General features: G+C 65.1%; 11 protein-coding genes. 8 read left to right on the top strand and 3 right to left on the bottom strand.

The window, feature by feature from the left end; genetic code table 11:
• Positions 1-40: 40 nt before the first annotated feature.
• The 8 genes from AOA14_RS05660 (at position 41) to AOA14_RS05625 (ending at position 10,961) form a co-directional block, all read left to right on the top strand.
• Positions 41-1,261, top strand: coding sequence for a polyhydroxyalkanoate depolymerase (locus tag AOA14_RS05660; RefSeq protein ID WP_062901104.1), 1,221 nt, complete (start codon positions 41-43; stop codon positions 1,259-1,261).
• 131 nt (positions 1,262-1,392) lie between these two features.
• Positions 1,393-3,207 carry an ABCB family ABC transporter ATP-binding protein/permease gene (locus AOA14_RS05655; RefSeq protein WP_062901103.1) on the top strand — a complete coding sequence of 605 codons (1,815 nt, stop codon included), beginning with the start codon at positions 1,393-1,395 and terminating at the stop codon, positions 3,205-3,207.
• 763 nt (positions 3,208-3,970) lie between these two features.
• Positions 3,971-5,617, top strand: a complete 1,647-nt coding sequence (ybaL, locus tag AOA14_RS05650; protein ID WP_062901102.1) for a cation:proton antiporter domain-containing protein — start codon at positions 3,971-3,973, stop codon at positions 5,615-5,617.
• Positions 5,618-5,678: 61 nt separating this feature from the next.
• Entirely contained in the window at positions 5,679-7,454 is a 1,776-nt protein-coding gene (gene recQ / locus AOA14_RS05645; RefSeq protein WP_062901101.1) for a DNA helicase RecQ, read from the top strand.
• 75 nt (positions 7,455-7,529) lie between these two features.
• Positions 7,530-7,958: a protein tyrosine phosphatase family protein gene (locus AOA14_RS05640; protein ID WP_003043089.1), complete on the top strand. Its 429-nt coding sequence runs from the start codon at positions 7,530-7,532 to the stop codon at positions 7,956-7,958.
• Positions 7,959-7,960: 2 nt separating this feature from the next.
• Complete coding sequence (locus AOA14_RS05635) at positions 7,961-8,368, top strand: hypothetical protein (protein WP_062901100.1); 408 nt, start codon at positions 7,961-7,963, stop codon at positions 8,366-8,368.
• Positions 8,361-9,278, top strand: a complete 918-nt coding sequence (locus tag AOA14_RS05630) for a sterol desaturase family protein (protein ID WP_062903030.1) — start codon at positions 8,361-8,363, stop codon at positions 9,276-9,278. Before AOA14_RS05635 ends, AOA14_RS05630 begins: the two co-directional genes overlap by 8 nt.
• A 96-nt stretch (positions 9,279-9,374) precedes the next feature.
• Positions 9,375-10,961 (top strand): GMC family oxidoreductase, encoded by a 1,587-nt coding sequence (locus AOA14_RS05625; protein WP_062901099.1) that lies wholly within the window; start codon positions 9,375-9,377, stop codon positions 10,959-10,961.
• 440 nt (positions 10,962-11,401) lie between these two features.
• On the opposite strand, the gene AOA14_RS05620 is transcribed toward AOA14_RS05625, so the two are convergent.
• The 3 genes from AOA14_RS05620 to AOA14_RS05610 all read right to left on the bottom strand — a co-directional run bounded on the left by AOA14_RS05620 (position 11,402) and on the right by AOA14_RS05610 (position 14,063).
• A complete protein-coding gene (locus tag AOA14_RS05620; RefSeq protein ID WP_062903029.1) occupies positions 11,402-12,772 on the bottom strand; it encodes an ammonium transporter in 1,371 nt (456 codons plus the stop codon).
• A 17-nt stretch (positions 12,773-12,789) separates the two neighbouring features.
• On the bottom strand, positions 12,790-13,128 hold the full coding sequence (locus AOA14_RS05615; RefSeq protein WP_003043080.1) for a P-II family nitrogen regulator: 339 nt from the start codon (positions 13,126-13,128) through the stop codon (positions 12,790-12,792).
• A 218-nt stretch (positions 13,129-13,346) separates the two neighbouring features.
• A complete protein-coding gene (locus tag AOA14_RS05610) occupies positions 13,347-14,063 on the bottom strand; it encodes an endonuclease/exonuclease/phosphatase family protein (protein WP_062901098.1) in 717 nt (238 codons plus the stop codon).
• Positions 14,064-14,130: the final 67 nt, after the last annotated feature.

Below are 14,130 nucleotides of genomic sequence, written 5' to 3'. Positions count from 1 at the left end.
TGCCGGAAGAGCGCCCGACCGGACGCAAGGAATTCAGATTATGCTGTACCACGCTTTTGACATGCAGCGCAGCTGGCTCGCGGGCGCGAGCGCATTGGCGACCGCGGGCGCGCAGGTCATCCAGCATCCCGCCAATCCGCTCGGCTATTTCAGCGCGAGCCCGATGTTCGCCTCGGCGCTCGAGGTCTTTGCACACGCCTCGGCGCCGCGCGGCAAACCGGGGTTCGAACTGTACGAGACGCTCGTCGATGGCGAGACGCTGCGCGTCGATGAAGCGATCGAGGCGCGCAAGCCCTTCGGCCAGCTCAAGCATTTCCGGCACGCGGCAAGCGCCGGCAAGCCCAAGCTGCTGATCGTCGCGCCGATGTCGGGCCATTATGCGACGCTGCTTCGCGGCACGGTCGAGCGGATGATCCCCGACCATGATGTGTGGATCACCGACTGGCGCGATGCCCGCAATGTCCCGCTCGAAGCGGGCAAATTCGATCTCGATGACTATATCGACTATCTGATCGGCTGGCTCGAGCATATCGGGCCGGGTGCGCATATGCTCGCCGTGTGCCAGCCTTCGGTTCCGAGCCTCGCCGCCGCAGCTGTCATGGCGGCCGACAAGCACAAGTGCCGCCCGCGCACGCTGACGATGATGGGCGGGCCGATCGACACGCGCAAGGCGCCGACCGCGGTGAACCAGCATGCGACGACGCGGCCTTATGCATGGTTCCAGGAAAATGTGATCGCAACGGTTCCGGCCTGGTATCCGGGCGCCGGGCGCCGCGTCTATCCTGGCTTCCTGCAGCTTGCCGGCTTCATGTCGATGAACCTTGGCAATCACATGATGAGCCATTGGGAAATGTTCAAGCATCTGGTCGACGGTGATGGCGAGAGTGCGGACAAGACCAAGGAATTCTATGACGAATATCGCGCCGTCTGCGACATGACCGCCGAATTCTATCTCCAGACGGTCGATGCGGTTTTCCAGCGCCATCTGTTGCCCAAGCGCGAATTCGAGCATCGCGGCAAGATCGTCGACCTTGGCAAGATCGACGATATTGCGCTGCTCGCGATCGAAGGCGAGCGTGACGATATTTCGGGGATCGGCCAGACCAAGGCGGCGCTGACCCTCGCCACCGAACTGCCGACCGCCAAGAAGAAATATCTGATGGCAAAAGGCGTCGGCCACTACGGCATCTTCAACGGCCGCAAGTGGCGGGAAGAGATTGCACCGGTCGTCGAAAAATGGATTCGCGCCAACGGCGGCTGACAGGATGCCCGCTCGCCCGATTCCCGTGATCGGGCGGCGGCGGACCGGAATCACGCGCCTTTCACGCAAAAGGGAGCATTGTCTTCGCCCATGCTTGGCGAAGCGGGACCGGCGCCCTACATGGAGCGCTCATGCCGCCTGACACCGCTTCTTCCGCCAGCCCGCGCAGCGAGCCGCCGATCCTGGCGACGCTGCGGCGCTTCCTGCCCTATCTTTGGCCGGCGGGGCATCGCGAGCACAAGTTGCGCATTATCGGGGCCGGGCTGCTGGTGCTGGCGTCAAAGGCGGTGCAACTGTCGATGGGCTTCGTCTATGGCGCGGCGATCAACCGTATGGCGCCGGGGATGCAGGAAGGCATCGCGCTGACCATCGGGCTGGTCGTCGCCTATGCCGGCGCGCGCTTTGCCGGGGTGCTGTTCGACAATCTGCGCAATGTTGTTTTCGAACGCGTCGGGCAGGATGCGACGCGCGAACTCGCGATCGCCACCTTCACTCACCTGCATGCACTGTCGCTGCGTTTCCACCTCGCGCGGCGGACGGGTGAGGTGACAAAGGTGATCGAGCGCGGAACCAAGAGCATCGACACCATGCTCTATTTCCTGCTGTTCAATATCGCGCCGACAATCATCGAACTGACCGCGGTCATCGTCATCTTCTGGACCAAATTCAGCCTCGGCCTTGCCGCGGCGACTGCGCTGATGGTCGTCGTCTACATCGCCTTCACGCGCAAGGTGACCGACTGGCGCACCGCGCTCAGGATGCGAATGAACGACCTCGACACGCTGACCGTCGGGCGCAGCGTCGACAGCCTGCTCAATTACGAGACGGTCAAATATTTCGGCGCCGAGGGGCGCGAGACGGCGCGCTACCGCGAGGTTGCGGGCCAATATGCGAGCGCCGCGGTCAAAAGCGAGAACAGCCTCGCCTGGCTCAATATCGGGCAGAGCTTCATCACCAATGCCGCCATGGCGGGGGCGATGGGCTACACGGTGTGGGGCTGGTCGCGCGGCATCTTCGCGGTCGGCGACGTGGTGCTCGTCAACACGCTGCTCGCGCAGCTTTTCCGCCCGCTCGACATGCTCGGCATGGTCTATCGCACGATCCGCCAGGGGCTGATCGACATGGAGGCGATGTTCCGCCTGATCGACACGCCGAGCGAGATCACCGACGCGCCGGGCGCCCCCGCGCTGCACGTCGCGGGCGGTGCCGTGGCGTTCGAGAATGTCGTCTTCGGCTATGAGGCCGACCGCACCATTTTGAACGGCGTCAGCTTTGCGCTGGGCGCAGGCGAGACGCTGGCTATTGTCGGCCCTTCGGGCGCGGGCAAATCGACAATCGCGCGGCTGCTCTTCCGCTTCTACGATCCGCAGGGCGGCCGCATCCTGATCGACGGGCAGGACATCCGCGCGATAACGCAGCAGAGCCTGCGCGCCGCAATCGGGATCGTCCCGCAGGATACGGTGCTGTTCAACGACAGCATCGGATATAATATCGCCTATGGCCGCGCCGATGCGCGCGTCGAAGAGATCGCCGAGGCCGCGAAGGGCGCGGCAATCGACGGCTTTATCGCTATGCTGCCGCAGGGCTATGAGACCGAAGTCGGCGAGCGCGGGCTCAAATTGTCGGGCGGCGAGAAGCAGCGCGTCGCGATCGCGCGCACCCTGCTCAAGAATCCGCCGGTCCTGATCCTCGACGAAGCGACGAGCGCTCTCGACAGCCGGACCGAGGCGGCGATTCAGGACACGCTCGAACGGATCGCCGAACGGCGCACGACGCTGGTGATCGCGCATCGCCTGTCGACCGTCACGAGCGCCGACCGCATCATCGTTCTCGATCGCGGCCGCGTCGCCGAAACGGGGACTCACGACCAACTGCTCGCGATGCGCGGCCTCTACGCCGACATGTGGGCGCGTCAGCAGGCCGAAAAGGAAGAGGGCACGGTTTAGGCTGGGAGGATGGAAGTCGGGCGCATGCTTTCGAACGGAAGGGGAATTTCTGGTCTATCCTGATCGGTTCGCATCGAGCTCTTCGAGGGCCTTGGCAGGCGCTCAGGACCAACTACGGCCTTTGGCCGAGGTCGAGATGCTCCTCGGGCCAGGCGTCGCGCCGATGGGTGTCTCGGCTTCGCTCGACACGAACGCGATAATAGGTTCAACGGCTAGCGACCGATTGTGGACATCGCGTCCTACAGCGCGTCTGTCGTTCTGCGCACACACACCCGACGCAAATGTTCCTTCTCATCGAAAAGCCATACCGCTTGGACCGATGTCGTGAGGACCCCGTATTCCGCCACAACAGAATCTCGCGTTATGCCGCCTGCGGTCTGGCATCCGTTACCAAAATAATGAGGCTTACCTTTCGCAAAGGTGCGGTTATCGTGCACCTTAAGCCTCCAGCCATTGGTTTTCGCGGCCTCGTCTAGCTTCTTGGCAGACGAACCGATTGGGACAATCTTGAGCAATCTTTCCCTTGTGGCGTCATTTCCACCCCAAACAAGTGCGGGGCCGCAACCAGCCAGCCAAGGCAGGACCAATATCCCAATAAGATTCCGCCACATTGGGAAACCCTATGCGGAGGGCATTGGCTTCGCAATCGAAACGTCCGCTCCCCATCCCAAAGCGGCCTTTCCTACACGCGACCAAGCCCTAAAATGCAACAAAATCGCTTGAGTTGCTTGACCATGCGCATTCGTGGCTTTTACGCTGCCCTATGCCGCATGACACAAGCTTGATCGGAACCGTCGTCGCGGGCCTTGTGGTCGCATTTCTGATGGGTGCGCTGGCGCATCGGCTGCGCATTTCGCCAATTGCGGGCTATCTGCTGGCGGGCGTTCTTGTCGGGCCGTTCACGCCGGGTTTCGTCGCCGACACTGGGCTGGCGCTCCAGCTTGCGGAGATTGGCGTGATCCTGCTCATGTTCGGGGTGGGCCTTCATTTCTCGCTCAAGGATCTCTTGTCGGTGCGCCGGATCGCGGTGCCCGGAGCGATCGTGCAGATTGCTGCTGCGACCGCGCTCGGGACCGCGCTGGGTCTGTGGCTCGGCTGGTCGTTCGCCGGCAGCCTGATCTTCGGTCTGGCGCTGTCGGTGGCGAGTACCGTTGTTCTGCTGCGCGCCCTCCAGGCGCGCGACATGGTCGAGACCGAAAAGGGGCGGATCGCGGTCGGCTGGCTGATCGTCGAGGATCTGGCAATGGTGCTGGCGCTCGTCCTGCTTCCCGCGATGTTCGGCGCGCGCGGCGACGAGGGCGGCGCGGGGGACAGCGCCGCCTTGCTTCAGTCGGCAGGGATCGTCTTTCTGAAGGTTGCGGGTTTTGTCGCGATGATGCTCGTCCTCGGGCGCCGTATCCTGCCGTGGGTACTGCACTGGGTCGCCCATTCTGGCTCGCGCGAGCTGTTCCGGCTCGCGGTACTGGCGACCGCGCTCGGGGTCGCCTTCGGTGCTGCGGTGATCTTCGATGTCAGCTTTGCGCTGGGCGCCTTTTTTGCCGGAATGATTCTGGGCGAGACGCAGCTTTCGCGGCGCGCTGCCGAGGAAACGCTGCCGCTGCGCGACGCCTTTGCGGTCCTCTTCTTCGTCTCGGTCGGCATGTTGTTCGACCCTTGGGTGCTGATCGAGCATCCGGTACCGGTGCTCGCGACCGTTGCGATCATCATCGTGGGCAAATCGCTCGCGGCCTTTGCCATCGTGCGCGCCTTCGGTCATTCGACGCAGACCGCGCTGACGATCTCGGTCAGCCTGGCGCAGATCGGCGAATTCTCCTTCATCCTCGCCGGGCTGGGGGTGGGGCTCAAGGTCATGCCTGACATGGCGCGCGACCTGATCCTGGCGGGGTCGATTCTGTCGATCCTGTTCAACCCGATCTTCTTCACGCTCGTCGTTCGCCGTGTGCGCGCCGAGCATCTTCCCGATATTGCCGAAGAAGCGGCCGCGTTGCCCGCGGCTGAGCCGTCACGCACCGTGCTGATCGGCTTCGGCCGCGTCGGCAGCCATATCGGTTACCTGCTCTGTTCGCGCGGCGAGGCGCTGGTGGTGATAGAAGATCAGAAGGATATGGCCGCCGCCGCCCGCGCCGCGGGGGCGACGGTGATCGTCGGCGACGCGACCAAGGAAAGCGTTCTGCGCCAAGCGAAGATCGACACCGCCGCGACGCTGCTGATCGCCATCCCTGAAGGCGTCGAGGCGGGCGCGATCGTGCGGCGCGCGCGGGCGATCAACCCACAGCTGGTCATCGTAGCGCGAGCCCATTCGGACGAGGAGGTGGGCGATCTCGTCCGCCGCGGCGCCGACCATGTGGTGATGGCGGAACGCGAAACCGCGACGCGGATGGCCGAACGCGCGATGCTGGCCAGAACCTGAGCGCCGGCAAAGACGCGGTTGGGGTTTCCCTCGATCCCGATCTTCCCTATCGCCCCGAGCGATGTCTCCCGACGCTCTTCTCCCCCTGCTCAAATCCACATTCGGTTTCGACGCCTTTCGCGGGCGACAGGCCGATGTCGTTGCGCGGGTGATGGCGGGCGCGCATACGCTGGCGGTGATGCCGACGGGCGCGGGCAAGTCGCTGACCTACCAGCTTCCAGCTGTGGCCCTCGACGGCTGTGTCGTCGTCGTATCGCCGCTGATCGCGCTGATGCACGATCAGCTGCGCGGTGCGCGTGCGGCGGGGATTCGCGCCGCCAGTCTCACCAGCGTCGATGCCGATTTCGCCGACACGCGTCAGGCCTATCGCGACGGACAGCTCGACCTCCTCTACATCGCGCCCGAACGGGCAACGGGGGAGGGGTTTCGGTCGCTGGTGGCGGCGCGTGCGCCCGCGCTGTTCGCGATCGACGAAGCGCATTGTGTTTCGGAATGGGGGCATGATTTCCGCCCCGACTATCGCCTGCTCCGCCCGCTGCTCGACGCCTTTCCAGCGGTGCCGCGGCTCGCGCTGACCGCGACGGCCGACAAGCACACGCGCGAGGATATATTGGTCCAGCTCGGCATCCCCGCCGAAGGGCTGATTCTCGCGGGGTTCGACCGACCGAACATTCGCTATCGCATCGCGCCGCGCGGCGCGCCGGCAAAACAGCTTACCGAATTCATCGCCGCCAATCCGGGACCCGGGATCGTCTATTGTCCGACGCGCGACGGGACCGAACGGATGGCCGCGAAGCTCGCCGCCGCCACCGGGCGCAGCGTCGCGGCCTATCATGCCGGACTCGATCCCGAACGGCGCGCGCGGGTGCAGCATGATTTCGTCGCTTCGGAAGATGGCATCGTCACCGCGACGGTCGCCTTCGGCATGGGGATCGACAAGCCCGACGTGCGCTTCGTTGCGCATGCCGGGCTGCCGAAATCGATCGAGAGCTATTATCAGGAGACCGGGCGCGCAGGGCGCGACGGCGATCCCGCCGAGGCGTTGATGCTGTGGGGCGCCGAAGATTTCGCGCGGGCGCGGATGCGGCTGGGCGATTTGCCCGAAGGCCGGCTGGCGGGCGAGCGCGCCCGGCTCAATGCGCTCGCGGCGCTGGTCGAGACGGTCGAGTGCCGCCGCGCGCTGCTGCTGCGCCACTTCGGCGAAAACCCGCCGCTGCGCTGCGGCAATTGCGACAATTGCATCGACCCGCCGAAGCAGGTCGATGCGACGGTGCTGGCGCAGAAGCTTTTGTCGGCGGTCTATCGAACCGGGCAAAGCTATGGCGCGGGGCATGTCGAGGCGGTGCTCACCGGGCGGCGTGACGAGCGCATTGCCGCGCGCGGCCATGACAAATTGTCGGTGTTCGGCATCGTCGAGGGGGAGGATGCGCGGCTGATCAAACCGCTGGTGCGCAGCCTGATGGCGCGCGAGGCGCTGGCCGCGACCGAACATGGCGGGCTGATGTTCGGCCCCACCGGGCGCGCGGTGATGAAGGGCGAGGTGCCCGTACTGATGGCCGAGCCGCCCGCGCGCCGCCTGTCGCGCGCCGGGCGCGGCGACGGCGCGGCGGCGAACCCGGTCGGAGACCCGCTGTTCGATGCGCTGCGTGCGACGCGGCGCGATCTCGCGAGCGAGGCGGGCGTGCCGCCCTATGTGATCTTCCACGACGCGGTGCTGCGCGCGATGGCGAGCGAGCGTCCCGCCTCGCGCAGCGACCTTGCGTCAATTCCCGGCGTCGGCGCCAAGAAGCTCGAAGCGTGGGGCGATGCCTTTCTGGAGGTGATCCGGCGGTTCTAGGAGAGATCGTTATCGCCCGACCTTGTTGCCACCTTCACGCTTGTCAGCAATCGGCGCAGGTTTATAGATCGCGGCATGAGCGACTTTCGAGCCTTGACCCCGACCTATTCGGTCGCGCCGCAAATCAGCATCGAGGACGTCGCCGCGGCGAAGGCGGCTGGCTTTGCGATGATCGTCAACAACCGCCCCGACGGCGAGGACCCGGGTGCGCCGCAGGGCGATGCCATCGCGCATGCCTGCGCCGCCGAGGGAATGGCCTATGCCGCCATCCCGATCGGCCATTCGGGGTTCAGCCATCCGCAGCTCGACGCGCTCGATACGCTGCTGGGCGATGCAACCGGGCCCGTGCTCGCCTATTGCCGGTCGGGCACGCGCTCGACGCATTTGTGGGCGCTGACGCGCGCGCGGGCCGGCGACGATATCGACATGCTGTGCGATGCGGCCGCGAACGGCGGCTATGATCTGTCGGCGCTGCGGCCGATGATGGACGCGCTCGCAGGTTAGCCATGACGGTGAGCGACCTCATCCAGCTCGCGGGATCGCTGGTGGCGGTCTTGTTCGTCGCCTGGCTGGTCAAGCGCATGGGTCTGGGCGCTGATCCGCGGATTGCCGACGCCGCCCATGCGATCCGCCTTGCCGACGAGGCCGAGACGGGGTTCGGAGGGGTAGAGGTCGCGCGCGACCGCGCGGGCTTTGCGGCGATCGTCCGCAACGCCGCCGGTCAGATGATGCTGGTGCGTGCGCACGGCAATCATTTCGCGGCGCGGCCGGTCGATGCCGCCGTGGTCGGGCGGCTCGACAAGGATTTCCTGACATTGACGATGCCCGAGCGAAGCTTCGGGTCGGTGACGCTGCAACTCGGGAAAGAGGCGGGCGTCTGGGCGGCGCGGATGCGGGATGTGGCGCATGGATGATCTTCCCAACCCGGTGACCTATGCGGTGCCCGCCTTCATCCTGCTGCTGATCGCCGAGATGATCGTGTCGCTGCGCCGCGACAAGAGCCGGTACGAAACGCGCGACACGCTGACCTCGCTTCTGCTTGGTACCGGTAGTCAAGTGGCCGGTGCAGCGGTCGGCGCGGCGGTCGTCGGCATGGCGGTGTGGGTCTATCAATTCCACCTGTTCGACATCGGCATCGCGCTCAAACAATGGTGGTGGGCGTGGATCCTCTGCTTCGTCCTCGACGATCTGGCCTATTATGCCTTTCATCGCAGCGCGCACCGCGTCCGCTGGTTCTGGGCGAGCCATGTCATCCATCATTCGAGCCAGCATTATAATCTGTCGACCGCGCTGCGGCAGACCTGGACCGGCTTTTTCAGCCTGGCTTTCCTGTTCCGTCTGCCGCTGTTCCTGATCGGCTTTCCACCCGCGATGGTCTTCTTCTGCGGCGGGCTTAACCTGATCTACCAGTTCTGGATTCACACCGAGGCGATCGGGCGGATGCCGCGCTGGTTCGAGGCGGTGATGAACACGCCATCGCACCACCGCGTCCACCACGGCGTCAACCCGCGCTACCTCGACGCCAACTATGCCGGGGTCTTCATCGTGTGGGACAGGATGTTCGGCAGCTTCGTTCCCGAACGCGACGACGATCCGGTTCGCTATGGCATCGTCAAACAGCTCGGCAGCTTCAACCTTTTGTGGGCGGCGGTCCACGAATGGGTCGGGATCGCCAAAGACGTGTGGAGCGCGCCGTGGCGGCACAAGCTGTCCTATATCTGGCGCGAACCCGGCTGGAGCCACGACGGCAGCCGGATGACCAGCGCCATGATCAAGGAGCGATGGGCAGGGGGGCGCCCCGCCGAGGAGCCGGCTGCGGAATAGTCCTCGCCCGCCGCGACAACGCGCTTGCCTCGCGGGCTAATGACATTCATGTAAGTCGCAATTGACCACCGATCGGGTGGCGAGGGGAGCGGCTTTATGGATCAGTTCGACATCATCGTCATCGGCGGCGGCAGCGCCGGAAGCGCGGCGGCGGGGCGGCTTGCCGAGGACGGCACGCGGCGTATCTGCCTGATCGAGGCCGGCGGATCGAACGACAATATGTGGGTGAAGACGCCCGGTTTCATGCCCTTCATCCCCAAGAAGTCGAATTATCAATATGATACGCTCCCGCAAAAGGGGCTGAACGGCCGCACAGGATATCAGCCGCGCGGGCGCGGGCTGGGCGGATCAAGCGCGATCAACGCGATGATCTATATTCGCGGGCACGCTTTCGATTACGACCAATGGGCGGCGCTTGGCGCGAGCGGGTGGAGCTATGCCGACGTGCTGCCCTATTTCAAGCGCAGCGAGGGCAATGAACGCGGCGCCGACCAATGGCACGGCGGCGACGGCCCGCTCAACGTGATGGACCAGCGCTGGCCCAATGTGACGAGCCGCCGCTTCGTCGAGAGCGCGGCGGCGCTGCAATTGCCGCGCACCCCCGATTTCAACGGCGCGCAGCAGGAAGGCTTTGGCCTGTATCAGGTGACGCAGAAGGGCGGCGAGCGCTGGTCGGCGGCGCGCGCCTATGTCGAACCGCTGCGCGGGCGCGCCAATTTCGCCATTCGCACCGGCGCGCTGGTCGAAAAAATCATCGTCGAAAACGGCCGCGCGACGGGTGTGGCGATCCGCCGCGGCAAAGCGCGCGAGACGCTGCGCGCCGCGGGCGGGGTGATCCTGTCCGCCGGTGCTTTCGGGTCGCCGCAGCTGCTGATGCTGTCGGGCATCGGACCCGCCGCCCATCTGAAGGCGATGGGGATCGATCCGGTCGCCGACCGTGCGGCGGTGGGGGCCGATCTGCAGGATCATATCGACTATGTGTCGAGCTGGGAAACGCGCTCGGGCGACCCCTTCGGCGATAGTCTGGCGGGCAGCTGGCGAATGCTGAAGGCGATCTTTGAACATCGCACCGGGCGTACCGGCATCATGACCACGCCCTTCGCCGAGGCGGGCGGCTTCTGGAAGTCGCGGCCCGACGTCGCCGCGCCCGATATCCAGTTCCACTTCGTTCCCGCGATGCTGGAGGATCATGGTCGTACCAAGGTGAAGGGGCATGGCTTTTCGTGCCACGCCTGCGTCCTGCGCCCCGAAAGCCGGGGCAGCGTGACGCTCGCCTCGCCCGATGCAGCGGCGGCGCCCTTGATCGATCCCGGCTTCCTGACCGACGACCGCGACATGGCAACGCTGCGCGCCGGGGTACGGATGATGCACCGCATCGTCGCTGCGCCGCCGCTGTCCGACTATGCCGGGGTCGATCGCCATCCGGTGAATATCGACGATGACGCCGCGCTCGACGCGCTGATCCGCAGCCGCGCCGACACCGTCTATCACCCGGTGGGCACCTGCCGCATGGGCAGCGACGCCGAAGCCGTTGTCGACCCGACGCTGAAGCTGAATGGCGTCGATGGCCTGTGGGTTGCCGATGCGAGCATCATGCCCCGCCTCGTCAGCGGCAACACCAATGCGCCGAGCATCATGATCGGCGAACGCGCCGCCGATTTCGTCAAATCCGCGCTGCAATAAGCGGCCTTTGCCGCCGCGCGCAAAAGCATCGCGGCGGCCGGAGTCTTTCGCGGCGGAGGCGCTGGGCGCGACCGATTCGGCGGACCGGGGCATGCAGCCCTCAGCGATGTCTCACTATTCGAGAGGCCTGAAAAAGCCCGGCTTTTCGGGGGTGCCTGCGAAACGGGCAAAAAAAGAGGGCCAGGACTTGCGTCCTGGCCCAGCCTTTCAGGCTCTCCCCTCCTGAAACTGTTGACAGGCTGAATGCCATATTAATGTCATGATGGGAAGGCCTAATTTCGCGGCAGCGCTGCCCTTTTATTGTGCAGCGCAATCTGCACAAAAAAATGGCCGGGGCGCTTTCGCATCCCGGCCATGAGTGGTTCGCAGGAGGAACCTGGTTAGGACCCCGCCGCCCGTTTGAAAGAGGAGAGAGCGGCGGCGGGTATCCTGTCTCGTGATTACATATTGTAGGCGCGTTCCCCATGTTCGCCGAGGTCGAGGCCTTCGCGTTCGACTTCTTCGGTGACGCGGAGCCCGGTCAGCGCCTTGGCGACATAGACCGCGATGACGGTACCGATGGCGGCCCAGACGATCGCGACGAGGACAGCGACGATCTGGGTAACGACCTGGGGCCCCATCGCGAAATCCTCGCCACCGGGACCACCGAGGCTCGGCGCGTAGACGATGCCGGTGCCGATGGCGCCGACGATGCCGCCCACGCCGTGGATACCGAAGGCATCGAGCGCGTCGTCATAGCCGAGCTTGGGCTTGAGGACCGTGACGACATAGAAGCAGATGAACGCTGCAACCGCGCCGAGGACGATCGCGCCGAACGGACCCGAATTGCCCGCCGCGGGAGTGACAGCGACGAGGCCGGTGATGATGCCCGAGCAGAAGCCAAGGGCCGACGGCTTGTGACCGCCCAGCTTTTCGGCGAGCATCCAGGCGAGACCGGCCGAGGCGGTGGCGACGAAGGTATTGATCATCGCGAGCGCCGCCGAACCATTGGCTTCGAGCGCCGAGCCGGCGTTGAAGCCGAACCAGCCCACCCACAGCAGGCCGGTGCCGACCATCGTCAGCGTCAGCGAGTGCGGCGCCATGATTTCCTTCTGATAGCCGATGCGCTTGCCGAGGATCATCGCCGCAACGAGCGCCGAGACACCCGCGTTGATGTGGACGACGGTGCCGCCGGCAAAGTCGAGTGCCGCCGGAAGGTCGGTGCCGAACATCTTGCCTTCAAAAAGGAAGCCGCCGGCTGCCCACACCATGTGCGCGATCGGGAAATAGACGATCGTCAGCCAGATGACGCCGAAGACGAGCGCCGCCGAAAATTTCATGCGTTCAACCGTCGCGCCCAGGACCAGCGCCAGCGTGATCGCGGCGAAGGTCATCTGGAAACAGATGAACACATATTCGGGCAGCTTGAAGCCGTCCGAGAAGGTATCGGCAAGGCTGTCGGGCGTGACGCCGGCGAGGAAGAATTTGCCCCAGGAGATGAAGGCATTGCCTTCGGGGCCGAAAGCAAGGCCATAGCCGTAGCAAACCCAGACGATCATCGCGAGACAGGCGACCGCGCCGATCTGCGTCATCGTCGAAAGCATGTTCTTGCTGCGGGTCAGGCCGCCGTAGAAAAGCGCAAGGCCGGGCAGGATCATCGCGAGGACGAGCACGGTCGAGGTCATCATCCAGGCGGTGTCGCCCTTGTCGACGACGGGTGCGGCTTCGGCCGCTTCCTGCGCCCAGGCGGGCAGCGCCGCGAACAGCGCGAGGCCGCCAGCCGCGGCGCTCGCCGCGATCTTACCGACCCCCATTTTCTTTGCGAACGTCATATTTTCCCCCTTCGTCATCACAGCGCCGCCTCGCCGGTCTCACCGGTGCGGATGCGCACGGCTTGCCCGACGTCGAGGACGAAAATCTTGCCGTCGCCGATCGACCCGGTTCCGGCGCTTTGCTGAAGCGTTTCGACGACCCGCGGTGCGAGCGCATCGTCGCAGACGAGCTCGATCTTCACCTTGGGCACCATGTTGGTTGCATATTCGGCGCCGCGATAGATTTCGGTCTGGCCCTTCTGCCGGCCGAACCCCTTGACCTCGGTGACGGTCATTCCCGCGATGCCCAGCCCGGTCAGTGCTTCGCGCACCTCGTCGAGCTTGAACGGTTTAATGATAGCAAGGATCAGCTTCATGATGCCCCCTTTTGCTTATGGCACCATGTTGCGGTGCAACAGCCGTGCCAAATTGCGGCGAGGGCGGGAAAGTTAACATTTTGTGACGAGTTTTAACCGCCCGGCAGGTGCAATCGGTCGCAACCTGGGCAGGCGAGGCAGGCATTTGCCTAAATATTGAGCAGCGATGCGCTCCTCGCGCTTATGCCTGTCCGCCCGACTTGGGAGGGCGCGGCCGGTCAGCCGGCGGGCTTGAACCGCGCCCAGATCGGCAGATGGTCGGATGCGCGCGCGGCGAGCGCGCTCTGATGGACGCCGGCATCCAGGGCTTCGAGATCGGGCGAGGCGAAGATGCGGTCGAGACGCGCGACGGGCTTGCGGCTGTGGAAGCTGTGGCCGGTGTCGACGAGGCGGTGATGCTCGCCGAAATCATGGAGGCAGCCGCCGCGATTGCGCCATTCGTTGCAGTCGCCCATCAGCACCGTCGGCAGCTTTTCGCCCTCGGCGACATGCGAGAGGATGGCGCGCGCCTGCTGGCGCCGACGCAGCCCCGAAATGTCGAGATGCATGCCCACGACGCGGAGCCGCGTATCGCCGACGCGCACCGTCGCGGCGACCGCGCCGCGCGGTTCGAGCGTCGGCAGATGGAGCGCGTGACTCTCCTCGACCACGACGCCCTTGCGCACGAGCAGCGCATTGCCGTGCCAGCCGATCGCATAGGGGCGGCCGTCCAGCAGGTCGACGGGAACATAGTCACTATGATCTTCGAACATGTGCGGCGGGATCGCACTCGCGCGCGTGCCGAAGCGGCGGTCGGCCTCCTGCAAGGCGACGATGTCGGCATCGAGTTCGCCGAGTACCGACAGCACCCGCCCCGGATCGCGGCGACGGTCGAGGCCGATACCCTTGCGCATATTGTAGCTGGCGACCTTGATCGTGGGAGGGGGCGGGATCATGGGAGAGGGCGGGCTGCTTTCATTGCGGTAATGACGAACGGCGGCGGCTCCGGGTTGCAGCCGTCAT

Source organism: Sphingopyxis terrae subsp. terrae NBRC 15098, assembly GCF_001610975.1.
In the GTDB taxonomy this organism is placed as follows: Bacteria; Pseudomonadota; Alphaproteobacteria; order Sphingomonadales; family Sphingomonadaceae; genus Sphingopyxis; species Sphingopyxis terrae_A.
This window is presented reverse-complemented; position numbering and strand designations above follow the sequence as displayed.

Bases quoted from the DNA above. Each gene is read 5' to 3' on its own strand.
- AOA14_RS05660 (WP_062901104.1), top strand. From the start codon at position 41: ATGCTGTACCACGCTTTTGACATGCAGCGCAGCTGGCTCGCGGGCGCG.
- AOA14_RS05655 (WP_062901103.1), top strand. From the start codon at position 1,393: ATGCCGCCTGACACCGCTTCTTCCGCCAGCCCGCGCAGCGAGCCGCCG.
- ybaL (WP_062901102.1), top strand. From the start codon at position 3,971: ATGCCGCATGACACAAGCTTGATCGGAACCGTCGTCGCGGGCCTTGTG.
- recQ (WP_062901101.1), top strand. From the start codon at position 5,679: ATGTCTCCCGACGCTCTTCTCCCCCTGCTCAAATCCACATTCGGTTTC.
- AOA14_RS05640 (WP_003043089.1), top strand. From the start codon at position 7,530: ATGAGCGACTTTCGAGCCTTGACCCCGACCTATTCGGTCGCGCCGCAA.
- AOA14_RS05635 (WP_062901100.1), top strand. From the start codon at position 7,961: ATGACGGTGAGCGACCTCATCCAGCTCGCGGGATCGCTGGTGGCGGTC.
- AOA14_RS05630 (WP_062903030.1), top strand. From the start codon at position 8,361: ATGGATGATCTTCCCAACCCGGTGACCTATGCGGTGCCCGCCTTCATC.
- AOA14_RS05625 (WP_062901099.1), top strand. From the start codon at position 9,375: ATGGATCAGTTCGACATCATCGTCATCGGCGGCGGCAGCGCCGGAAGC.
- AOA14_RS05620 (WP_062903029.1), bottom strand. From the start codon at position 12,772: ATGACGTTCGCAAAGAAAATGGGGGTCGGTAAGATCGCGGCGAGCGCC.
- AOA14_RS05615 (WP_003043080.1), bottom strand. From the start codon at position 13,128: ATGAAGCTGATCCTTGCTATCATTAAACCGTTCAAGCTCGACGAGGTG.
- AOA14_RS05610 (WP_062901098.1), bottom strand. From the start codon at position 14,063: ATGATCCCGCCCCCTCCCACGATCAAGGTCGCCAGCTACAATATGCGC.